Origin of the sequence: Rhizobium sp. BR 315 (genome assembly GCF_050577975.1) — a bacterium.
Taxonomy (GTDB): Bacteria; Pseudomonadota; Alphaproteobacteria; order Rhizobiales; family Rhizobiaceae; genus Rhizobium; species Rhizobium miluonense.
Genome location: NZ_JARWKZ010000033.1, coordinates 1 through 20035, shown reverse-complemented (window position 1 = coordinate 20035; position 20035 = coordinate 1). Strand labels below are relative to the sequence as shown.

Annotated in this window: 23 protein-coding genes, 1 tRNA gene and 1 pseudogene; 18 read left to right on the top strand and 7 right to left on the bottom strand. The window is 58.5% G+C overall.

What is annotated here, in order from left to right; translation table 11 throughout:
* Nucleotides 1-281 precede the first annotated feature (281 nt).
* The 7 genes and pseudogenes from QD409_RS24610 to QD409_RS24580 all read left to right on the top strand — a co-directional run bounded on the left by QD409_RS24610 (nt 282) and on the right by QD409_RS24580 (nt 6133).
* Nucleotides 282-944, top strand: a complete 663-nt coding sequence (locus tag QD409_RS24610; protein ID WP_430763931.1) for a PAS domain-containing protein — start codon at nt 282-284, stop codon at nt 942-944.
* An 84-nt stretch (nt 945-1028) separates the two neighbouring features.
* A complete protein-coding gene (locus QD409_RS24605; RefSeq protein ID WP_430763930.1) occupies nt 1029-1658 on the top strand; it encodes a PilZ domain-containing protein in 630 nt (209 codons plus the stop codon).
* Between the two features lie 72 nt (nt 1659-1730).
* Nucleotides 1731-1886 (top strand): annotated as a pseudogene (locus QD409_RS24600) (prolyl aminopeptidase); the annotation flags it as partial.
* A gap of 495 nt (nt 1887-2381) precedes the next feature.
* A complete protein-coding gene (locus QD409_RS24595; RefSeq protein WP_430763929.1) occupies nt 2382-2987 on the top strand; it encodes a transglutaminase-like cysteine peptidase in 606 nt (201 codons plus the stop codon).
* Nucleotides 2988-3328: 341 nt separating this feature from the next.
* Entirely contained in the window at nt 3329-4099 is a 771-nt protein-coding gene (locus QD409_RS24590) for a hypothetical protein (protein ID WP_430763928.1), read from the top strand.
* 118 nt (nt 4100-4217) lie between these two features.
* Nucleotides 4218-5726: a D-alanyl-D-alanine carboxypeptidase gene (locus QD409_RS24585; RefSeq protein ID WP_430763927.1), complete on the top strand. Its 1509-nt coding sequence runs from the start codon at nt 4218-4220 to the stop codon at nt 5724-5726.
* Between the two features lie 131 nt (nt 5727-5857).
* Nucleotides 5858-6133 carry a hypothetical protein gene (locus tag QD409_RS24580; RefSeq protein WP_092854955.1) on the top strand — a complete coding sequence of 92 codons (276 nt, stop codon included), beginning with the start codon at nt 5858-5860 and terminating at the stop codon, nt 6131-6133.
* Between the two features lie 61 nt (nt 6134-6194).
* Here the strand turns inward: QD409_RS24580 and QD409_RS24575 are convergent, their stop codons facing one another.
* Both QD409_RS24575 and QD409_RS24570 read right to left on the bottom strand, forming a co-directional pair.
* Nucleotides 6195-6629, bottom strand: coding sequence for a DUF1489 family protein (locus QD409_RS24575; protein WP_430763926.1), 435 nt, complete (start codon nt 6627-6629; stop codon nt 6195-6197).
* A gap of 59 nt (nt 6630-6688) precedes the next feature.
* Nucleotides 6689-8098, bottom strand: a complete 1410-nt coding sequence (locus tag QD409_RS24570) for an L-serine ammonia-lyase (protein ID WP_430763925.1) — start codon at nt 8096-8098, stop codon at nt 6689-6691.
* Nucleotides 8099-8298: 200 nt separating this feature from the next.
* Between QD409_RS24570 and QD409_RS24565 the strand changes: the two genes are divergently transcribed.
* From QD409_RS24565 to QD409_RS24555, 3 genes are all read left to right on the top strand, one after another.
* Nucleotides 8299-8991 carry a DUF599 domain-containing protein gene (locus tag QD409_RS24565; RefSeq protein ID WP_092854951.1) on the top strand — a complete coding sequence of 231 codons (693 nt, stop codon included), beginning with the start codon at nt 8299-8301 and terminating at the stop codon, nt 8989-8991.
* A 62-nt stretch (nt 8992-9053) separates the two neighbouring features.
* Complete coding sequence (locus tag QD409_RS24560) at nt 9054-10043, top strand: DUF1624 domain-containing protein (RefSeq protein WP_430763924.1); 990 nt, start codon at nt 9054-9056, stop codon at nt 10041-10043.
* 12 nt (nt 10044-10055) lie between these two features.
* Nucleotides 10056-10529, top strand: a complete 474-nt coding sequence (locus tag QD409_RS24555) for a methyltransferase family protein (protein ID WP_430763923.1) — start codon at nt 10056-10058, stop codon at nt 10527-10529.
* Between the two features lie 48 nt (nt 10530-10577).
* On the opposite strand, the gene QD409_RS24550 is transcribed toward QD409_RS24555, so the two are convergent.
* Nucleotides 10578-11027, bottom strand: a complete 450-nt coding sequence (locus QD409_RS24550; RefSeq protein ID WP_430763922.1) for a hypothetical protein — start codon at nt 11025-11027, stop codon at nt 10578-10580.
* A gap of 93 nt (nt 11028-11120) precedes the next feature.
* A complete protein-coding gene (locus QD409_RS24545) occupies nt 11121-11510 on the bottom strand; it encodes a MerR family transcriptional regulator (protein ID WP_092854943.1) in 390 nt (129 codons plus the stop codon).
* 311 nt (nt 11511-11821) lie between these two features.
* Between QD409_RS24545 and QD409_RS24540 the strand changes: the two genes are divergently transcribed.
* The gene (locus tag QD409_RS24540; RefSeq protein WP_430763921.1) at nt 11822-12316 is read left to right on the top strand and encodes a peptide deformylase; all 495 of its coding nucleotides are present in this window, start codon (nt 11822-11824) and stop codon (nt 12314-12316) included.
* 61 nt (nt 12317-12377) lie between these two features.
* Here the strand turns inward: QD409_RS24540 and QD409_RS24535 are convergent, their stop codons facing one another.
* Nucleotides 12378-12941 (bottom strand): hypothetical protein, encoded by a 564-nt coding sequence (locus tag QD409_RS24535; protein WP_430763920.1) that lies wholly within the window; start codon nt 12939-12941, stop codon nt 12378-12380.
* Between the two features lie 602 nt (nt 12942-13543).
* Here QD409_RS24535 and QD409_RS24530 point away from each other — a divergent pair.
* Nucleotides 13544-13705, top strand: a complete 162-nt coding sequence (locus tag QD409_RS24530; protein ID WP_159432213.1) for a hypothetical protein — start codon at nt 13544-13546, stop codon at nt 13703-13705.
* Nucleotides 13706-13889: 184 nt separating this feature from the next.
* On the opposite strand, the gene lipB is transcribed toward QD409_RS24530, so the two are convergent.
* The gene (lipB, locus tag QD409_RS24525; protein ID WP_430763919.1) at nt 13890-14606 is read right to left on the bottom strand and encodes a lipoyl(octanoyl) transferase LipB; all 717 of its coding nucleotides are present in this window, start codon (nt 14604-14606) and stop codon (nt 13890-13892) included.
* A gap of 239 nt (nt 14607-14845) precedes the next feature.
* Here lipB and QD409_RS24520 point away from each other — a divergent pair.
* The 3 genes from QD409_RS24520 (at nt 14846) to QD409_RS24510 (ending at nt 15845) form a co-directional block, all read left to right on the top strand.
* Nucleotides 14846-14930, top strand: a tRNA-Leu gene (locus QD409_RS24520).
* 426 nt (nt 14931-15356) lie between these two features.
* A complete protein-coding gene (locus QD409_RS24515) occupies nt 15357-15572 on the top strand; it encodes a hypothetical protein (RefSeq protein WP_092854935.1) in 216 nt (71 codons plus the stop codon).
* A 78-nt stretch (nt 15573-15650) separates the two neighbouring features.
* The gene (locus QD409_RS24510; RefSeq protein WP_092854933.1) at nt 15651-15845 is read left to right on the top strand and encodes a hypothetical protein; all 195 of its coding nucleotides are present in this window, start codon (nt 15651-15653) and stop codon (nt 15843-15845) included.
* 64 nt (nt 15846-15909) lie between these two features.
* Here the strand turns inward: QD409_RS24510 and QD409_RS24505 are convergent, their stop codons facing one another.
* Nucleotides 15910-16332 (bottom strand): helix-turn-helix domain-containing protein, encoded by a 423-nt coding sequence (locus tag QD409_RS24505; protein WP_430763918.1) that lies wholly within the window; start codon nt 16330-16332, stop codon nt 15910-15912.
* A 216-nt stretch (nt 16333-16548) separates the two neighbouring features.
* Here QD409_RS24505 and QD409_RS24500 point away from each other — a divergent pair, with 216 nt between their 5' ends.
* From QD409_RS24500 to QD409_RS24490, 3 genes are all read left to right on the top strand, one after another.
* Nucleotides 16549-17484 carry a DMT family transporter gene (locus QD409_RS24500; protein ID WP_430763917.1) on the top strand — a complete coding sequence of 312 codons (936 nt, stop codon included), beginning with the start codon at nt 16549-16551 and terminating at the stop codon, nt 17482-17484.
* Nucleotides 17485-17565: 81 nt separating this feature from the next.
* Nucleotides 17566-19575 (top strand): acetyl-CoA carboxylase biotin carboxylase subunit, encoded by a 2010-nt coding sequence (locus tag QD409_RS24495; RefSeq protein WP_430763916.1) that lies wholly within the window; start codon nt 17566-17568, stop codon nt 19573-19575.
* Between the two features lie 159 nt (nt 19576-19734).
* Nucleotides 19735-20035 (top strand): alcohol dehydrogenase catalytic domain-containing protein (locus tag QD409_RS24490; protein ID WP_430763915.1); only part of this gene is annotated, 301 nt, incomplete at its 3' end.

Sequence of the window (20035 nt, the reverse complement as noted above, 5' to 3'; positions counted from 1 at the left end):
CATAGCGCAGCGAAACTCAAAAAAAAAGCCGCCCGGATGCCGGGCGGCGTATCGGGCGATTCTGTATGGGATTGGCCTGCGGAGCCGGTCCCGCGCCCTATAAGTTCGTGCCGAAGGTCACTTGGTGAAGTGATGGGCAATTTCTTTCATTTGCCGCCACGAAAGGCAATCGAAACCATTCGTTAACCCTAATGCACGGGTTCTGGCATGAAACTGGCAGGGCTTGATGTGAGGGCAAGGGACGCCCCCGGAATTGAACTGTATTGGGACACCGACGTACCATGTACCAGAAAACGAGCGCCGAAATATTTACTTACTGGGAGCAGATCCGAGGCAATGCGGATGCGCCCTTGCGCAGTTTGATACAACCGTCGGCGGTCAGCCATATTCTCCCGGAGCTGTTCATCCTGGAAAATACCGCCGACAGCAATCCGCGCTTCCGCCTGGCAGGCACGACGGTCTGCAATCTCATGGGGCGGGAGATCCGCGGCGAAGATTTTGCAGTCCTCTGGGCCGGCAGCCAACAGGAAGACCCGGTACGCATCGCCGCCGGTGTAATGAAGCATGTCGTTCCCGCCGTGATCAGGGCAACCGGCTATTGCATCAGCGGCCGCAGCGTGGCTTTCGAAATGATGCTGATGCCTTTGCGCAGCTCTGGCGATATCTGCGACAGATTGCTGGGCTGTCTGACGCCCGCAGCTCCGGCCCCGTGGCTCGGCAACGAGTGCCTGGAGTTCCTTGCGTTCGACTGCAGCCGCCTGCTTTACGACCGACCTGTCCGCCTCCTCGATTCACCGCCCCATCCGGATCCGACCGATCTTCTGCCGCCTCAGGAAAACATCCGCTTGGGTGAGTGGATGCGCAGGAAGTTAAATCTTGCGATGGGTGGTCGGGGTGCCCTTGAGAGTGAACCACTGCGGGACAAAACCGGCCGGCACTTCTAGGTTACACCTTGAGGAAAGACAACAATACCTTAAGAAGTTTCGGCTAGTTATTGCAGCGGACGCAATCGGTAAAGAAGCTCTTCCATGCATTCATTCCAACCGGCGCAAGCGATGCGGTCAAATCAATTCGCAGGTAATGCCCTTCGCGGCGATCAGAGGACCTTTCAGCGGGTCCCGATCAACATGCAGGGCCGTCTGATGCTGGCAAATTATGAAGAGTTCGAGTGCCTGGTAACGGAAATGTCGCCTGGCGACATGTATGTCATCTGCGTGGGACGTCCCCGTGCCGATGAGCGCGTCATCGCCTATATCGACCATCTTGGCCGCGTCGAGGGCCATGTCGTTGCCGTTGACGGACGCGGTTTCAGCATGTCGATCAACGCGACCGAACGGAAGCGCGAAAAGCTTGCGGCACAGCTCACCTGGCTTGCCAACAAGCATGAGCTCGGCCTGCCGGAAGATCGTCGCCACGATCGCCTGACGCCGCGCAACACCCGTAGCGACCTCACCCTTGACGACGGCACGGTATATAGCTGCCGCATCATGGACCTTTCGCTTTCAGGAGCTGCCGTCGACGTCGAAGTACGTCCGCCTCTCGGCACTCCCGTGCGCCTCGGCAATATGCGCGGTCGCGTCGTGCGCCATTTCATGGAAGGCGTAGCGATCGAGTTCCTTTCCCTGCAGTCGCGCGAGACCTTGCGCGAATTTCTTTGACCCGTCATTCGTCTGTCACGCAACGTCTGGAAATAGCGACGTTTGTCCTTGTCTTCGATGCGTGGCCGCGAGATGCTTTATCCCGATATAACTCCTTTCGACGAGGGCCTGCTGGATGTCGGCGACAGCCAGCGGATATTCTGGATGCAATCCGGCAATCCCGCAGGCATACCGGTCCTCATCCTGCATGGCGGTCCCGGATCTGGGAGTTCCGCGGGAACGCGACGCTGATCGTCGTTCCCAACGCAGCCCATTCGCCCGCGCTATCGGAAATGGCCGCTTGCATCGTCCGCGCCGCGGACGCATTGCGCACGCTCGACCTGCAATAAAAATCAAAAAATATTTTTCGGCCGTTTTTCCCAGAATGGCACAGGATGGAGCGGATCTGCCGATTTCGCCGGCTCCGCCATGCGCCGGCGCAGCTTCTCTGTTTCACTATGGGACGATTTTTGGCCGCAAGCGCTGCTTCGCCGTTAAGAATCCGATTGGCGGGAAGCCATTTAAAAGCAGTAGTTCTCTCTGTTTTCGCGCCCAGGAACTCATACCGGAAACATTCAAATTTTAATCGAATTCGCCGAAAAATTGAGTCAAGTTTTCTGCGTGTTTGATGAAAGTTTGATCCAGATTTGATTCAACTAAGCCATTAATTTGACTGTGCAATTTTGCGCCAGATAAAAGCATGCGTGTCATTCTGATCCCAACAAAATAAGCAGGGACAGGGACATGAACTTTCAATTCGTACTTCGCGGCTGCGCCGCGCTGGCACTCTTCACTCTCGGCTTCTTCGGCCCCGCTCAGGCCGCACCTGCCAACATGACGATCACCGGCGACGCCGCTCCTCCCATCGGTCACTACGAGTTCTGCAAGGAAAATCCGCGCGAGTGCGCTTTTGCCGGTGGCGATGCCGGTCCGATCATCCTGACTCAGGATAGCTGGAAGACGATCCTGAAGATCAACTACACGGTCAACACGACGATCAAGTCGATGACCGACATGGAGCTTTACGGCGTCGAGGAGAAGTGGGCGATCCCGACCACTGCCGGCGACTGCGAAGATTTCGCGCTGCTGAAGCGCAAGGAATTGATCGATGCGGGCTTTTCGCCCTCCGACCTCCTTATGACCGTCGTCCTGCAGCCGAACGGTGATGGCCACGCGGTTCTCACGGTTCGCACCGACCGCGGCGATTTCGTCCTCGACAACATGCGCGACAAGGTGAAGCTCTGGTCCGAGACCGAATATACCTTCCTCAAGCGTCAGTCCGTCGAGCACCCGGCCCGCTGGGTCAAGATACAGGACGGCCGTGCCGTCGCAGTCGGAAGCTTGAAGTAGACACGCAATACAGGATCGTCGGTGGCCTAGCGCCGGCGATCAAGATCAGAGGCCCGGTCTAGTCCCCTGATTTCTGTCCAGGCCGGTGCCTCTGAGCCGTTCCCACTGTCCCGGGAACGGCTCTTTTCGTTGTTACCGGATCCATTCCGAAGCGAGCAGGCGGAAGTTTCGGGAACGAAACGGCAATAGAATGGCTGCCGACGCATTTTTAAAGCTTCATTAACCATCATGGCGCCAATCATTTTTTTGACAAGACTCATCGAAAGTCTGACGCCTCTGCCGATCCACCGTCGATCTTCATCACGATGGCGTCCAGGGCGGAAGGAAATGAAGGCAAGGGCATGGTTTCTCCTCCGTTATCCGCCTCAATGATCGACGAACGGCCGCTGATATCGAGTGGTCTCGTCTATCGGATCACATCAGGCATAGGCGTTCTGGCCGCCCTCACCGTCGCTATCTCCGTCGGCGGCCATTGGCTCGGCGAACGGATTTCACTGGGCGGCCATACGACGGATACCAAGCCCGTTTCCGTGACGATCGGCGAAGACACGCTGCACCTGGCAGCAAATACCATCCGCTTTCCGAGCGAACGCGTCGATAGTGCGGCCGAGCGTGTCGATCTCTATCTCACATGGCCGCAGATGCAGGGGTTCAGCGAAGCCGATCGCCTGCGCTTTGACGATGTCTCGCAGTCTTCCTCGCTGATTTTCCTGCAGCTCAGCCAAAGCACGATGTCGCGCGACATGTCGGGCAGGCTGGAGCCCATCTATTCTCATATCATGGATGGTGCTCCCTATGCCGGCCCCTATGGTCTGACGGCACATCGCTTGCGCGCCGATGCCGGCTACAACAATGAGATTCTTCTGACCGCGCCGCGCTCGGGTGAGCCTGACTACGTTGTGCGCTGCATCCTGCCTGCCTCATCGGCTTCGGCCACCAGCGGCGACTGTCAGAGGGATGTCAAAGTCGGCAAGGATTTGAGCGTCCTCTACCGCTTTTCCAGCAATCAGCTTAGGGACTGGCAAACCATGGATGCCGCCGTCCAAGGTTTTATCGGCGCGCACCTCGTGAATGTCTCAGGCGCTGCAACACCGATAGCCGGAGGTCGCTAAAATGGCACGGAAACCTGAAACCAACCGTTCATCATAAACCGATTGGTAACGCTAAGCCTTTAGTCTCGAGCGCAACGGGCGTTCGTGGAAGGCGGCGACCGGATCATCGAGAATGTAAATGCAAGCAGAGAGTGATTTAGTGTCCAGATCAACCCTTCCCGTATCGTCGTCTCAATCCGGTAAGATTCTGGCGAAAATGTTTTTTGGTTTCTCGGTCGCGACGGCTTCGATCACGGTGGTTGCCGTGGATGCTTCTGCCGCCGGCCCGAAATATGCCGGCATCGTCATCGATGCCAATACGGGCAACGTTCTCTATAGCGAAAACGCCGACACGCTTCACTATCCCGCCTCGCTGACCAAGATGATGACGGTTTACCTGACCTTCGAAGCGCTTGAGGCCGGACGCATCACTCTCGACACGCCAGTCGTCTTCTCCAGGAATGCCGCCATGCAGGCGCCGACGAAGCTTGGCATCGGTACCGGCCACTCCGTCACGGTTCGCGAGGCGATCCTTGGTATTGTCACCAAGTCGGCCAACGATGCCGCCATGGCGCTTGGCGAAACGCTCGGCGGCTCCGAGGAAGGCTTTGCGCGCATGATGAACGACAAGGCGCGCGCGCTCGGCATGACACGGACGACCTATCGCAATCCGAACGGCCTGCCGAATACGGCACAGATGACGACGGCGCGCGATCAGGCGCGCCTCGGCATCGCCCTTCGCGAGCATTTCCCGCAATATTACGGCTTCTTTTCTGAGACGAGCTTCCGGCTCGGCAGCAGGGTCATCTTCGGTCACAACCGTCTCATTGGCTCCGTGCGCGGTGTGGACGGCATCAAGACCGGCTATACACGCGCTGCGGGATATAACCTTGCGACATCGGTGAAGGTCGAAGGACGCTCCATCGTCGGCGTCGTTCTCGGGGGCGCTTCGACCCCTGCCCGCGACAATCAGATGCGCAAGCTGATCGCGGCCTATCTGCCGCAGGCGTCGACACGCCATATTGCTTCCGATGTCATCGCCCACGCGCCGGCCGCAACGCCGGACGTTCAGGCAGCCAGCGCCCGCTTTGCCGACGTCAGCCACGGAAAGATCAAGAACGATGAGACGGCGGAAGCGGCCGAGGTCCGGCAACCGTCCAGCGCTGCAGCTTTTGCGGCCGTAGCGCCGAAATCCGCCAATCCTTTGCTTGCGGTCAAGCCCGCTCAGCAGCGCTCTGTTTCGGAAGATGTCGCGGCTACTGATCCTTCCGATGACCGTGACGAAGACGAGATCGATACCGTCACCACGGCCTCGACCTCCAAAGCCGATACGAAGATCGTTAAGCTGCAGCGGGCTGAAAAGGCTGAAAAGACGGAGAAGGTCGCAAAGGCAAGCAAGACCGAACGTGATCCTGCCGGCTGGGTCGTTCAAATCGGAGTGTCCTCCAGCAAGGACGGCGCTAGCGACCTCCTCGACGCGGCTAGGAGCAAGGGCGGCAAGGCATTGCGCTCGGCCAAGTCTTATACCGTCGCCTTCGACGGCGGCTATCGCGCCCGTTTCGGCGGCTTCGAAGATCAAGGCGAAGCACTCAATGCCTGCAAGGCTCTCAAGCGTGCCGGCGTGAAGTGCTGGGCGAGCATGGAATAGAATGGCGGCACAATGTCTTTCGTGCCGCTTAGTTTGAAGAACGGTCGGGCTTCTCTTGTTGATGCCTAGCCCTCCGGTTCCGGATGTCTGTCGGACCGGCCCTGAGTTGGTAACGTGTACGGGGATTTGAAATGGCAATGAACGAGAACTTTCCCGGATTCTCGCTCGATGGCGGGGGCAAGGTGAAACAGAAGAGCTTTGCTCTTCATCCGCTACATGAGGCAGCGATGCGGCTCGCGGATCTGGGTCTCAGCCGTTCGCGCTCGCGCAGCAAGACGAAAGATCTGATCGGCGTTCTGCTTTGCCATGGCGCCCGCGCCTGGCGCTATTCGCAGCCGGACGCGCATATCCACCTGCATATCACAGCCCCGAGCGGCCGAGCGCCGGTCATGATGCGGTTGCGCTAAAACCATGAAATGGAGCGGCTCGGAGATTCCGTGAAGATCTGAACTGCTCTCGAAGGCTGCTCTAAAGCAGTCCGAGTTCGGAAAGTTCCCGCCGTAGATCGGCGGGCAATTCGGCCGCATCGCCGAGACTGTCGAGATCGCGTGGCACATCGTCCTGCGGCAGATAGCGCCAGCCTTGAAACGGCCGCCGCGGCTGCCCGGTCGTTTCAACGACGCTCGGGTCGAGGATAAGCCGGCAACGCTGAATACCTTCCGCATCGGTGAAGGTCTCGATGCCAAGCAGCTTCTGCCTTGCCTGCACCTGCCCCTTAATCACCCAGTAAAGCGAGCCGCCATCCAGCAGCTCCTCGATCCGTTTCGGCACCATCCGTGTCGTATGGGTCGTATGCGGCTCCAGCTCGGCTGCGATGGCATTCATCGCCCGCTCAGAAACCCACTCACGCAGATCATCGAGCGAATCCGCGCCCACGCACAATTTGATGAGATGCAAAGCCATAGATGCCGTTGAAGTCCTTTTGGCGAAAGGCGTCAAGCTTTTAGATCAGGCATCCACACTCAGCATTCGACCACATTCACAGCAAGGCCACCTGTCGAGGTTTCCTTGTACTTCTCGCTCATGTCGTAGCCCGTCTGGCGCATGGTTTCGATGCAGGCGTCGAGCGGCACGAAATGCTGGCCATCGCCCTTGATGGCGAGCGAGGCGGCGGTGACCGCCTTGACGGCACCGAGGGCGTTTCGCTCGATGCACGGCACCTGAACGAGGCCGGCGATCGGATCGCAGGTCATGCCGAGATGATGTTCCAGCGCGATTTCCGCGGCATTCTCGATCTGCTCCGGCGTCGCACCCATGACGGCGGCAAGTCCTGCAGCTGCCATCGCGGCTGCCGAACCCACCTCGCCCTGACAGCCGACTTCGGCGCCGGAAATCGAAGCGTTATGCTTGATGATGCCGCCGACTGCGGCCGCGGTCAGCAGGTAATTGTGAATACCTTCCCGATCCCAATCCTCGTGGAAGTGCTGGTAGTAACGGATTGTCGCCGGAATGACGCCGGCTGCGCCATTGGTCGGTGCGGTCACCACACGTCCGCCGGCCGCATTCTCTTCATTGACGGCCATGGCGTAGACGCTGAGCCAATCATTGGCGAGCAGCGGATTGATACGGTTGCTGCGCCATTCCTCCTGCAGTTTGTCGTGAATGGCGCGGGCACGCCGGCGCACCTTCAGCCCGCCGGGCATGATGCCGTCGACCTTGAGGCCGCGATCGATACAGCTGCTCATGGCAGCCCAGATGCGGTCGAGGCCGGCATCCAGCTCTTCGGCGCTCATCCGCGTCTCTTCATTGGCGCGCTTCATCTGCGCGATCGTGAGACCGGAGCGCTCGGACATTTCGAGCATCTGCTTGGCGCTGGCAAAGGGGAACGGAACACGTTCGCCAGCCGCAGCCGGCTTCTTCTTGTCGGCCCGCATTTGTTCCAGCTCAGTATCGGTAACGACGAAGCCGCCACCGACCGAATAATAGATGCGCTTCACCAGCAGGCGATCATCCTTGTCGAAGGCGGAGAAGCTCATGCCATTGGCATGGCCCGGCAGCGGAACCTTCTTGTCGAAGATGAGATCGGTCTTGGGCTGGAACTGATAGCCCGGATGGCCGGGGGGCGTGACGCGCCCGCTGCGCTCGACCTCGTCGATGATGGCGTCCATCCGGTCCGGATCGACCGTATCAGGCCGCTCGCCCATCAGGCCGAGAATGACGGCCCTGCCCGTGCCATGGCCGATGCCGGTATGGGCGAGAGAGCCATGCAGGCTGACCTTGATCGAGGCTACATGCACGTTCGAAGACGGGCGTGGCCATTCGTTTGAAAGCAACAAGTCCAGGAAGCGATTCGCAGCGGACATTGGCCCCATGGTGTGCGAGCTGGACGGTCCCACACCGATCTTGAAAACATCGAAAACTGAAAGAAACATGGACCTTTATTGCCTCCTCGGCAAATCGACTGTGGGCAAGGCTACGCTATCGGGGCAAGCTTGCACGGCGATCGACCGACATCGGATTTCATGGCAGCGACATTACATGTAGGCATTCGACGAGGCAAACAGAAGGGCATTGCGCCCGGCCGGAGCTGAGCTACAGTCCACATCGGAATATTCCTGGGGAATCTGCTTTTATGACGACTGCCGACTATGTCGCCCTCGCCCTGTTCATCTTTCTCTGGGTTGCGCTGAACTGGATCACCAGCAGCGCCCGCTTCTTCAATCGCACCAGCCTGACGCTGGCGATGAACGAGCGCCGGCGCGAATGGATCTATAACTCGCTGCGCCGCGATCTGAAGATGATCGATACGCAAATCCTCTCCGGCCTGCAGAACGGCACGGGCTTTTTTGCCTCCACCTCGATTTTCGCCATCGGCAGCTGCTTTGCGCTGCTCGGCGCCACCGACAAGGTCAATGCGTTTTTCTCCGATCTGCCGTTCATACTCAATGGCGGCCGTGCCGCTTTCGAGATCAAGGTGGCGGGGCTGGCTTGCCTGTTCGGCTATGCCTTCTTCAAATTCGGCTGGGCCTACCGCCTGTTCAACTATTGCACCATTCTCTTCGGTTCCTTGCCGATGCTCGAAGATGCCATCCGCGATCCGGTGCGCGCCGAACGCGCCGCCGAGCGGGTTATTCGCATGAACATCATCGCCGCCCGCAATTTCAACGCTGGCCTCCGCGCCATCTTCCTGTCCATCGGCTATCTCGGCTGGTTCCTCAGCCCCTATGTCTTCATGGGCACGACGATGTTCATCATCATCGTGCTGATCCGCCGACAGTTTTTTTCCGATGCCCGTCTGGCCATTATGGATAGCGATGTGCCATGAGAGGCTCGCGTTCGCTCGAACCGAGCGCACATGTTTGAGTCCATGCCTGGAAGGACCCCTTAATGGTCGCTATCGCCGAGAGCGCCGATGCACCGCGAAAGACGCCCCGCATCGGCTTTCTTGATACGGCGCGCGGCGTCGCGCTTCTGGCGATGGCAAGCTACCACTGCACCTGGGATTTCGAGTTTTTCGGTTATCTCGATGCGGGTACGGCGGAAACGGGCTGGTTGAAAGTCTATGCCCGCCTCATCGCCAGCACCTTCCTGTTTCTGGCCGGCTTCAGCCTCGTACTCGCCAACACGCCGGAGATTCGCTGGCGCTCCTATGGGCGCCGTCTCGGGATGATCGTGGTCGCCGCGCTGGCGATCTCCATCGTGACGAAATTGTTTATCGGCCCTGGATGGATCTATTTCGGAATCCTCCATGCAATCGCGGCCTCCAGCATCATAGGCCTGCTTTTCCTGCGATTGCCGGCTTTCGCCACCTTGCTCATTGCTGCCTTGCTGGCGGCCGGCATTGTCGTCGACAACGTTATTGCGCCCTTCTCCCTGCATTCTGCCGCTTTCGACACGCCGTGGCTTTGGTGGGTCGGCCTGTCGGAGACGCCGCAGCAATCGAACGACTATGTGCCGCTCTTTCCCTGGCTGACACCTTTTCTGTTCGGCCTCGGCACGGCGCGACTGGCAATGTCCTTCGGCTGGCTGGAGCGGCTGGCGAAATTCGGTCCGGGCCGCAATCTGATCGCTCGTGCCGGCCGTCACAGCCTCGCCTTCTACCTCGTTCATCAGCCGGTGCTGTTCAGTCTTGTCTATCTTCTGTCGCTGGTCGCTCCGGCGCCACAACAGGATCCGGCGGTCGGCTACATCAAGCAATGCGTAGCGTCCTGCACGCGCTCGGGCAGCGAAGCCATGTGTCGCAGCTTCTGCCAGTGCACTCTCGACAAGTTGCAGGCACAAAATCTCTTTAAAGCCCTGGAATCAGGCGCGATCAAAGCAGATAGCGATGAACGTGTGAGCCGAATCGCGATACAATGCACGGATGAAGCGCAATGACAGGGTTATTCCATGAATGCCTATCGTTCGAAGTCGCTGAGTTTTCCGTGGCCGCCGCTACTCTATAGCATCGCCGTCGTTATCGCGCTCTCTCTACAGCGGTACTATCCATTGCCACTACCGCTTCTCTGGTCGATCGTCGCATGGGCCGTCGGGTCCGTTCTGACCGCATTTGCGGTGACACTGAACGTCTGGGCCGTCAAGACATTGATAGAGAGCCGAACGACGGTGCTGACACAGCGCTGCACCGCCTATCTGGTGACCACGGGCCCCTTTCGTTTCACCCGCAACCCCACCTATCTCGGCTATACGCTGCTAACGGCCGGGCTCGGCCTGCTGATCGGCAATCTCTGGTTCGTGGCGATGGCAGCCTTGGCAGCCGCGCTGACCACGCCGCTGGTCATCCGCTGCGAGGAGATGCATCTCCTCTCGCGCTTCGGCTGTGAATTCGAATTCTACTGCAAACACACGCGCCGCTGGATTTGAGACCGAAGGAGCGTGAAAGATCGGTCAACGAAATGATGCAGTCATTTCCTACTGGTTTCCGAAGAGAAAAAGAATCTGACCGATCCCCATCCTCGTGCGATAGACCAGATCCTTCGTGATTGCAGCATCTTTGCCAGCATAGAGCTTGAATTGACGAGATCTTTCTCCGCCTGCTGCTCCCTCCAGCTTGGCAGATGCGCTCCCACTTGAGAAGGAGCAATCGAGTTCGCCGCACTGAGTGCTGACTTCGCCCGATAGACGTTGCGTGGACTCGATCGTCACGCTCAGCTGAACGTGAGTATCCTGATTGTCGATAAGCTGACAAGGAGCATGAATGTGGCAAACAAGCTGGCCATAGACCGCATCCTTGCCGTCAAGCAAAAGGCCATAAGCGACCGGAATATCCGACCGTGCGACTTCGGCCGCATGGCTGCGGTCCGAGTTCTCGACAATAACGGCGGCGAGCATAGCAAGGGCGAACGAGATTTTTGATACCACGCCACCAACTCCCCAAGAACGCTTTGCTTTTAGAAAGCGTTCTTGCCGGAACTATGGCAGCAAAATTGTCTGCTCAAACCGCAACGGGAGCGATCAGGTCCCGACGCCGATATCGGCGAGGCGTCCGAGGCAGGCTTCCTCGACATTGTCGAGTTCGCTCAATGTGTCGTCGATGTCCTTGCGCTTCTGGCGCAGTTCGTCTCGCTTTTCGTCGACGCGCTTCATTAGCAGTTTCAGCTGACCAATTTCGCCCGGGGGCTCCTTGTAGACCTGAATGATCTCGCGGATTTCGGCTATAGTGAAGCCAATGCGGCGGCCGCGGAGGATTTCTGAAATGAGGCGCCGGTCGGCCGGCCGGAACAGGCGCGTACGCCCCCTGCGCTCGGGTTGAATGAGGCCCTCGTCCTCATAGAACCTCAAGGTCCGGGTCGAAACGCCGAATTCCCGCGTGAGCTCCGTTATGCTATAGTATCCGTCTACCAAGAATCCGCCCCTATCTGTCGCGGACTATAATATTGACTTTTACGTAATAGTCAATTTCTGCACGGTACGCGATCGCTCTTGCCGCGCGCAGATCATCGCGTCGCGAAACCTCGAAACGCGATATGGTCCATTTCAAGCAATGCTTCGAAGCGGATACAGCTCTCTTCAACATCAATTGAAAAATATTTATTAACAAATAGATAGGCGGAATTCCTCATATTTCCTATCTTTTCATCGGGCGATGGCGTCACAATCCGTCCGGCCCTATTCTCGCGCCTTCAACTCATACCGCTTTATCAACGGAGAATCCCGTGCCGGTCCGCCCCATTATCCGCTTCCCCAATCCATTGCTGCAAACGGCCTGCACCCAAGTCACCAGCTTCGACGACGACTTGCATGGATTAGTGGCTGATCTGCTGGATACGATGCGCGCGGCGCCCGGTGTCGGCATCACTGGTCCGCACATCGGCGTGCTCAAGCGCGTCGTCGTGATCGAGCTCAGCCGGGAAGACGACGTACGCACCTACATTAATCCGCAGATCCTGTGGTCGTCTGGAGAAACCATGCGGCATATGGAAGGCAGCGTTTCCATGCCAGGCATCACCGAAGAGATCGTCAGGCCGAAAGCCATTCGCTTTTCCTATCAGGATATTCATGGCGCAATGCACGAGGAACAAGCCGAAGACTTTCTCGCGATCTGCATTCAGCATGAGATCGACCAGCTCGACGGCATATTCTGGCTACAGCGCATTTCGAAGCTCAAGCGCGATCGCCTGACGAAGAAATGGGAAAAGATCCGGCGCTGATCCTTTCAAAACGAAACGGGCGCCATGAAGGCGCCCGTTCGTTCATCCAATCAGACTGAAATCAGCCCTTGAGCTTAGAGTTGCAGAGGCTGTAGTAGCCGCCGCCCTTCTGGATCCACTTCAGCCCGCCGAGCGAATTCTTGGCCTTGTTGGCATTGTAGGCATCGACGCAGGTGTGGAAGCGGCTCTTGCCCGGGGTCTCGCTGGCATACTTGGCATCGACCTTAGCCGGGAAGGTCACGCCGGCCGGAGCGACCGTCGTCGGCTTTGCCGGTTCGGCTGCCGGCGGCTTGGTGGCGTCGGGCTCGCTGGCATCAACCTTGGCAGCTGCAGTTGTCTTCGCCGTTTTGGAAGGCGTTGTGGCAGCCGGTGCGGTCGCTGCCGGTGCAGTCGCTGCAGGGGCAGCTGCTGCTGGTGCAGTTGTCGCAGCGCCTGCATCGGCAGCGCACTGCGTGGCGCGGAAGTCATTCCACTTCTGGCCGTTCAGAGTGCCAGCGGTTTTCGCTGCCTGATATTTGGCGCTGCACTCTTTCATGGTTAGCGCAGAAGCCGAAGAAGCGAGGCCCATCGAGCCTACAACTGTGAGAGACGCAAGGGACATCAACAGAATGGCACGACTAGTCATTGGCATTTCCTCCGCTCTATGACGAATGTCGAAACTATTAATCGTGTCGTCCCTAGTCCTTGTCAATCGAGACGCGATTTCGGGGCGACGGATGACACCATATGCGGACGAATATGAACGTAGACTGTACGAAAACAACTATCAGAAAGCGTAGTTCAACCTTGATATCAATCACTGATGGCAGTTCATTACAGCCACTGATTCAGCCGAAAATGAAGAGGATTGTCGTGCCGATACGGCACAATGGCCGCCTTCATCTTGCTGCCCGCAGATCACCGTTTCGCGAGACAAAGGAGCAATTGTAAGCGCAATGCAACCTATCGTGAGAACCGGCCCTTGAAGTGTAGGGGCACCGCCCTATTCTTTTTGAGGCAGTTCCCCTCTCTATGCCCTGGATGCTCTCCCTTCCAGGGCATTTTTCTTGGAGGAAAAGCAATCACAGCGTGCGATTCCTTGCCATCGACTGCCGGCTGTCCGAAATGATTCGCCACAGCCCCTCGATGGGCGTAGGCAGAGGCTATCGTCGGCTACCCGAACCCGTAGGCGCCAACGGCTGAGAGAGGCAACGCACTCTCGCCTGCAGAGGTCAAGGAGCTACCTGCATGACTTCGCACGACAATCGAGACAATATTCTCAGCGACCAGAAGCTGCACGATCTTCTCAAGTCGGAAGACGAGTTCGAGCGCTTGCTGAGAAGGAAGCGCGACAAGCCGGCCGAGACCGGTTTGCTTCCCGAAGAAAACGCAGACGAATCGCTCCTGTGAACGCACGGTGTGTCGTGGCAATCGATCGCGGTTGCGAGATAGCATTCGCGACCGTTCGGTCGTTGCCATGCAAGCCGAAGTATCAGAGCAATTCCAGCAAAAGTGCGAAGCGGTTTTGCGTCCGGAATTGTGTGAAAACAAAGAGATGGAGCATTTCCGTGACTCCGTTGAAAACGGAAATACTCTAACCGTCGTTGACGGTTTGTCCGAAGACCTGCTCGAAAGCGTCGCGGAGGCGGATATCGACATCCGCCATCATGACCGGCAGGCCGAGATCCACGAGGCTGGTGACACCATAGGCCGAGATTCCGCAGGGAACGATGCCGGTGAAATGGCCGAGATCGGGATCGACGTTCAGCGACAGACCGTGAAACGTCACCCATTTGCGCACGCGGATACCGAGGGCCGCAATTTTGTCTTCGGCGACGGTTCCGTCCGGCAGTACCGGCTTTTCGGGACGCCTCACCCAGACGCCCACCCGGTCCTCGCGCCGTTCGCCGCGCACATTCATCGAATCGAGCGTGTGGATGATGACTTCTTCAAGCGCGCCGACAAAGGCGCGGATATCCTGCCGACGACACTTGAGGTCCAGCATAACATAGGCCACGCGCTGGCCAGGTCCGTGATAGGTATATTCGCCGCCGCGTCCGGTCGCGAATACCGGAAATCGCTCCGGCTCGATGAGATCGGCTGCATCGGCGCTGGTGCCTGCCGTATAGAGCGGCGGATGCTCGACCAGCCAGACCAGCTCCGGCGCCCGGCCTTCGGCGATCGCCGCAGCCTCCGCCTCCATCGTGGCAACGGCCTCTTCATAAGGCACAAGACCATCGCTGATCCGCCAGCGAACAGGCGGCGTGCCATGAGCGGGAAACATTTGATGAGAAAGTTCTGTGCGAAGCATTTGGCAGTCCTTTGCGCGCCGCAGGCCGCATTTGTGGAAATCCTGCGCGCCGACGGGTTATCCACATATGGCGCTATTCCGGCGGAAATTCAAACATCTACGGCACTTCCCCGGCAATCGGACGGGCGCGATCGGAGGAGCTGTGAAGGAATTTAAAAAAACTGACACATCGCTCTTGTGCCCCCCGAATGCTTTTGCTACATGCAGCCGCGCCGGAGCAATTCGGCGCCTACCACGATGCGGTCGTGGCGGAATTGGTAGACGCGCAGCGTTGAGGTCGCTGTGGGGCAACCCGTGGAAGTTCGAGTCTTCTCGACCGCACCAAGAACCCGGCCTAGGCCGGGTTTTTTGTTTTTAGAACAGGGCATTAGGTGCTACTGGATTTCACGATGAAGAATAGCGTGGGACACTATGGATATCTCACCGGCGGTTGATCGCTTGATCTGCTGAAATCAGCTTCTATCGATACCGGCTACCCCCGACACCTTCAGCTCCCCCGGACATCGGTTAATTCACCCGATAGAGACCACCAAGCTGATTCCTCGCGGAGGATGACAGCGGAGCAGCGTTTTAATGCCCTATAGCGGCTAGGTTCAAGCCGGCGGTCCCCAGCCTCACTCACCTCTACATCATATACGGCGCTCATATTGCCACTTCGCCTTGATCATCAAGAGCCATTGGATCTCCATGATCACTTGACTTCGCGCGCCCCTCTGGCACCGTGAAGTTTCTTCGGAAGTGGGAGGATGCATGACGCCAGAACGCTTTTCAGAATGCCTTTTGCATATACGCTGGACTCCGATCAATCTGGCGAGCGCCCTGCAATGCGACCTGTCATGGGTGGAGGCGTTGGAAGCTGGAAATGCCGAAGTACCGGCTGGATTGGCGACGTGGCTGGAAACTCTCGCGCAATGCCATGAGGAGGCCGGCGTTCCAACCACCTATCGAGGACGTGGGCACGAGTGAGATCGACTGAGGTGAGCCTGAAAAACGAGTGGCGGTCCGGAAACGGCGGATAATTCACTCCAAACGGAGGGATTTGAGATGAATGATGATTTTCGCTTGAAGCTTATCAAAATTAGAGGCGAAAAGATCGCCCATCGCAACGAACTGCTGGCGATGAAAATACAGGGCGCAAGCGCAAAAGGGGTTAGCGAGGCTATCGATCTTGACGGCATGATCGCCCGCGAACAACTCGCGATCGACAATCTGGACGACACGATTGCCCGCCTAAGCTAGACGTGCCCTACGGAACGGATCGATTAAAACCCCTGTTCGCTATGAACATCGAAGGGTGCCGCGCTCAATGAGCGATGTCCTTGCTGACATTGCGCAGCCGAATCTGATGGTCGAGCCGTTCGATCTGGCGAGTCGTTGCTTCGATCAGCCGGCCGATCTCCTGATGCGCCGTCTGCAGTCGTAGGAACTCGTTCCTGACGGCATCCAGCGCGCGCTGGTCGCTATCCTCGTCCGGACCATCGCCCGCCCCGGTCATCAGCCAAACAGGAGATACGCCGAAGAGAGCCGACATCGTCACCAGAGCGGATGGCTTGGGCTCGGAGCGGTCCGATTCCCACGCGAGCATCGTTTCCTCGCTGACGCCCAGCTCGCTCGCCAGCGTTTCCAAGCTGATGCCGGCGGCGTCGCGAGCCATCGACAGACGTCCGCCCAGGGTATCGCCGCCCTCGTCCGAAAAAACGGTCGTCTCTTGTTCGAGCTTGAACATCGGTGCGATCCTTTTCTTGGCTGCGCCGGCAATTTATGCGGCGCATGTATGTTTTAGCCGTTTCCGAAAGTAGAGATAGGTCTAGGGGCGTCATCTCGCCACCACGATCTGTCCCAAATGGAAAAGTGCGACATCTTGCACCGTCAGCCCGCGGCTTTTGGTGCCGCATCCGATCGCTTCTTGATTGCATGCTGCTCCTGTGTTTGATGTCTCTTCATGTCCGTATCTTCCGCCGTTTCCACACAGCAGAATCCGCTCAGAGGCATGACGATCATGGCAAGCGCCATGATCCTGCTGCCGACGATGGATGCCATCGCCAAATACATGGCGAGCTTCGAAGGCATGTCGCCCGGCCAGGTTACGTTCTACCGCTTCTTCTTTCAGCTCGTCTGCATGCTGCCGCTGCTGGCGACCGTCACGGGTCGTGCGGCATTTTCCGCAAAGCGTCCCTGGATGAACCTGCTGCGCGGCGCGCTGCATGGCGCTGCCAGTCTGCTCTTCTTCGCAGCGGTCAAATACATGCCCCTCGCCGATGTCTTCGCGATCTATTTCGTCGAACCATTCATGCTGACGGCACTTTCAGCTCTGTTTCTCGGCGACAAGGTCGGCTGGAGGCGCTGGCTGGCGATCGTCATCGGCTTCGTCGGCGCAATGATCGTCATCCAGCCGAGTTTCGAGATTTTCGGGCTAAAGGCGCTGCTGCCCGTTGCCTGCGCCTTCCTCTTTGCACTCTATCTGTTCATGAACCGCGCCGTCGGCGAGGCGGATTCGCCGATGACAATGCAGGTGATGGCCGGCGTAGGCGGCACACTGTTCATGTCGATTACCCTTTTGGCGGGAGCATCCGCAGGCATCGCGGATTTCGAGCCTTCCCTGCCCGCCTCTATGCTCGGGCTCGTCCTTTTGCTGATTCTGGGCTCGATATCGGGCTACGCGCATATGCTTGTCGTCAGAGCCTTCCGCCTGGCGCCGCTCTCGCTGCTTGCCCCGTTCCAATATTTCGAGATCATTTCCGCCACCGTTCTCGGCTATGCGATCTTCGGCGATTTTCCCAATCTTTCCAAATGGATCGGCATCGCCATCATCGTCAGCTCCGGCCTCTTCATCATCTGGCGGGAGCGCGTTCAGTCAAGATTGCAGAAAACGGCGTAAGCGCAGACATCTTGCGCATGGACCGACAGCGCAATTTGTGGCTAAAACACTGACTGAATAGGGTATTTGGGCGGAGATTGCATGTTCAAGAAAATCCTGATCGCCAATCGCGGCGAGATCGCCTGCCGCGTGATCAAGACCGCGCGCCGGATGGGTATCCTGACGGTCGCCGTCTATTCCGATGCCGATCGGGATGCATTGCACGTCGAAATGGCCGACGAGGCCGTGCATATCGGCCCGGCTCCTGCTGCTGAGAGCTATCTCGTCGCCGACAAGATCATCGCCGCCTGCAAGCAGACGGGCGCGGAAGCGGTTCATCCGGGCTATGGCTTCCTCTCCGAGCGCGCCTCCTTCTGCGCCGCGCTGGAGAAGGAAGGTATCGTCTTCATCGGCCCGAAGCCGAAGGCGATCGAAGCCATGGGCGACAAGATCGAATCGAAGAAGTTCGCCAATGCCGCCAAGGTTTCCACCGTTCCCGGCTACCTCGGCATCATCGATGACGCCGATCACGCCGAAAGGATCGCGGGCGAGATCGGTTATCCCGTCATGATCAAGGCGTCTGCGGGCGGCGGCGGCAAGGGTATGCGTATCGCCTGGAGCAAGGACGAGGTGCGCGACGGATTCGAGCGTGCCCGCTCGGAAGCGAAAAGCTCCTTCGGTGACGACCGCGTCTTCATCGAGAAATTCGTCGTCGATCCCAGGCATATCGAAATCCAGGTGCTGGCCGATGCGCATGGCAACGTCGTCTATCTCGGCGAGCGCGAATGCTCCATTCAGCGGCGGAACCAGAAGGTCGTGGAAGAGGCGCCCTCGCCCTTCCTCGATGAAGCAACGCGCAAGGCCATGGGCGAGCAGTCGGTGGCGCTGGCGAAAGCCGTGGATTACCAAAGCGCCGGCACGGTCGAATTCATCGTCGATCGCGATAGGAATTTCTATTTCCTTGAAATGAACACCCGCCTGCAGGTCGAGCATCCGGTGACGGAGCTCGTCACCGGCATCGATCTCGTCGAGCAGATGATCCGCATCGCCGCCGGCGAAAAGCTGCCGTTCAAGCAGGCGGATATCAAGCTCAATGGCTGGGCAATCGAAAGCCGTCTCTATGCGGAAGACCCCTACCGCAACTTCCTGCCCTCGATCGGCCGTCTGACGCGCTATCGTCCGCCGCGCGAAGGCAAGACGGAAAAATCGGTCGTCCGCAATGACACCGGCGTCTTCGAAGGCGCCGAGATCTCGATGTATTACGATCCTATGATCGCCAAACTCTGCACCTGGGCACCGAACCGGCTAGCGGCGATCGAAGCGATGGGGGAAGCCTTGGATGGCTTTGTCGTCGACGGCATCGAGCACAACATGCCGTTCCTCTCCGCGCTCATGAAGCATCCGCGTTGGCGCGAAGGCCGTCTCTCCACCGGCTTCATCGCCGAGGAATATCCGGAAGGCTTTGCGCCCGTCACGCCGGATGAGGAACAGACTGCCCTGCTCGCCGCAGTCGCCCTTTCTTGCAGCCTGGCCGAAGCCAATCGCCGCGAGCGCTATGGTGACCGATTGCGTCCCGCAGCCGGGCCGCTACGGGAAAACTGGATCGTCAAGCTCGGCACGGATTACCTGCCCGTGACGCTGCTCGAGGGCGTGGTGACCATTCCTTTCGAGATGGACATGCAGATGGGCGGCAAGACCGTGACTGTCGCAACCGACTGGCGTCCCGGCGATGCCGTCTGGGTCGGCGCCGTGGGCGGCCGCAAGCTGACGGCCCAGATCCGCACGGTGTTGAACGGCCTGCGCATCGATTGGCAAGGGCTCTCCGTCAGGGCCAAGGTGTTCACGCCACGCCAGGCGGAGCTCGACAAGCTCATGCCGATCAAATTGCCGCCCGACACGTCGAAGCTGCTGCTCTGCCCCATGCCCGGCCTCGTCGTGTCGATCGCCGTCGCCGAGGGCCAGGAGGTCAAGGCAGGCGAGACGCTGGCCATCGTCGAGGCGATGAAGATGGAGAATGTCCTGCGCGCCGAACGCGATCTTATCGTTGGCAAGATCAATGCGAAACCCGGTGAAAGCCTCGCCGTCGATGCCGTGATCATGGAATTTGCCTGATTAAAATACGGGCGGCCGAACTTTTCCGGAAAAGTGCGCAGCGCCTGTTCGGGTGAAACCCGACGATTGCGACGCTAAGTGTCTGATTTTGGCTTGAGCCGCAACGCGCGCCCATGGCAATGTCGCGCGAACCAAATCATAGCAGGAAGGGATGAAACCATGGACGTAAGAGCAGCCGTAGCGGTGCAGGCCGGCAAGCCGCTTGAGGTGATGACGGTTCAGCTTGAGGGGCCGAGAGCCGGCGAAGTGCTGATCGAGATCAAGGCGACCGGCATCTGCCATACCGACGATTTCACCCTGTCGGGGGCCGATCCGGAAGGCCTGTTCCCGGCCATCCTCGGCCATGAGGGTGCGGGTATCGTCGTCGATGTCGGACCGGGGGTGACCTCGGTGAAGAAAGGCGATCACGTCATCCCGCTCTATACGCCCGAATGCCGCGAATGCCCGTCGTGCCTCAGCC

Bases quoted from the DNA above. Each gene is read 5' to 3' on its own strand.
- QD409_RS24575 (WP_430763926.1), bottom strand. From the start codon at position 6,629: ATGGCTTTGCATCTCATCAAATTGTGCGTGGGCGCGGATTCGCTCGAT.
- QD409_RS24565 (WP_092854951.1), top strand. From the start codon at position 8,299: ATGACGACTGCCGACTATGTCGCCCTCGCCCTGTTCATCTTTCTCTGG.
- QD409_RS24530 (WP_159432213.1), top strand. From the start codon at position 13,544: ATGACTTCGCACGACAATCGAGACAATATTCTCAGCGACCAGAAGCTG.
- QD409_RS24610 (WP_430763931.1), top strand. From the start codon at position 282: ATGTACCAGAAAACGAGCGCCGAAATATTTACTTACTGGGAGCAGATC.
- QD409_RS24560 (WP_430763924.1), top strand. From the start codon at position 9,054: ATGGTCGCTATCGCCGAGAGCGCCGATGCACCGCGAAAGACGCCCCGC.
- QD409_RS24510 (WP_092854933.1), top strand. From the start codon at position 15,651: ATGAATGATGATTTTCGCTTGAAGCTTATCAAAATTAGAGGCGAAAAG.
- QD409_RS24515 (WP_092854935.1), top strand. From the start codon at position 15,357: ATGACGCCAGAACGCTTTTCAGAATGCCTTTTGCATATACGCTGGACT.
- QD409_RS24580 (WP_092854955.1), top strand. From the start codon at position 5,858: ATGGCAATGAACGAGAACTTTCCCGGATTCTCGCTCGATGGCGGGGGC.
- QD409_RS24555 (WP_430763923.1), top strand. From the start codon at position 10,056: ATGAATGCCTATCGTTCGAAGTCGCTGAGTTTTCCGTGGCCGCCGCTA.
- QD409_RS24500 (WP_430763917.1), top strand. From the start codon at position 16,549: ATGTCCGTATCTTCCGCCGTTTCCACACAGCAGAATCCGCTCAGAGGC.
- QD409_RS24570 (WP_430763925.1), bottom strand. From the start codon at position 8,098: ATGTTTCTTTCAGTTTTCGATGTTTTCAAGATCGGTGTGGGACCGTCC.
- lipB (WP_430763919.1), bottom strand. From the start codon at position 14,606: ATGCTTCGCACAGAACTTTCTCATCAAATGTTTCCCGCTCATGGCACG.
- QD409_RS24495 (WP_430763916.1), top strand. From the start codon at position 17,566: ATGTTCAAGAAAATCCTGATCGCCAATCGCGGCGAGATCGCCTGCCGC.
- QD409_RS24585 (WP_430763927.1), top strand. From the start codon at position 4,218: ATGCAAGCAGAGAGTGATTTAGTGTCCAGATCAACCCTTCCCGTATCG.
- QD409_RS24505 (WP_430763918.1), bottom strand. From the start codon at position 16,332: ATGTTCAAGCTCGAACAAGAGACGACCGTTTTTTCGGACGAGGGCGGC.
- QD409_RS24595 (WP_430763929.1), top strand. From the start codon at position 2,382: ATGAACTTTCAATTCGTACTTCGCGGCTGCGCCGCGCTGGCACTCTTC.
- QD409_RS24590 (WP_430763928.1), top strand. From the start codon at position 3,329: ATGGTTTCTCCTCCGTTATCCGCCTCAATGATCGACGAACGGCCGCTG.
- QD409_RS24535 (WP_430763920.1), bottom strand. From the start codon at position 12,941: ATGACTAGTCGTGCCATTCTGTTGATGTCCCTTGCGTCTCTCACAGTT.
- QD409_RS24605 (WP_430763930.1), top strand. From the start codon at position 1,029: ATGCATTCATTCCAACCGGCGCAAGCGATGCGGTCAAATCAATTCGCA.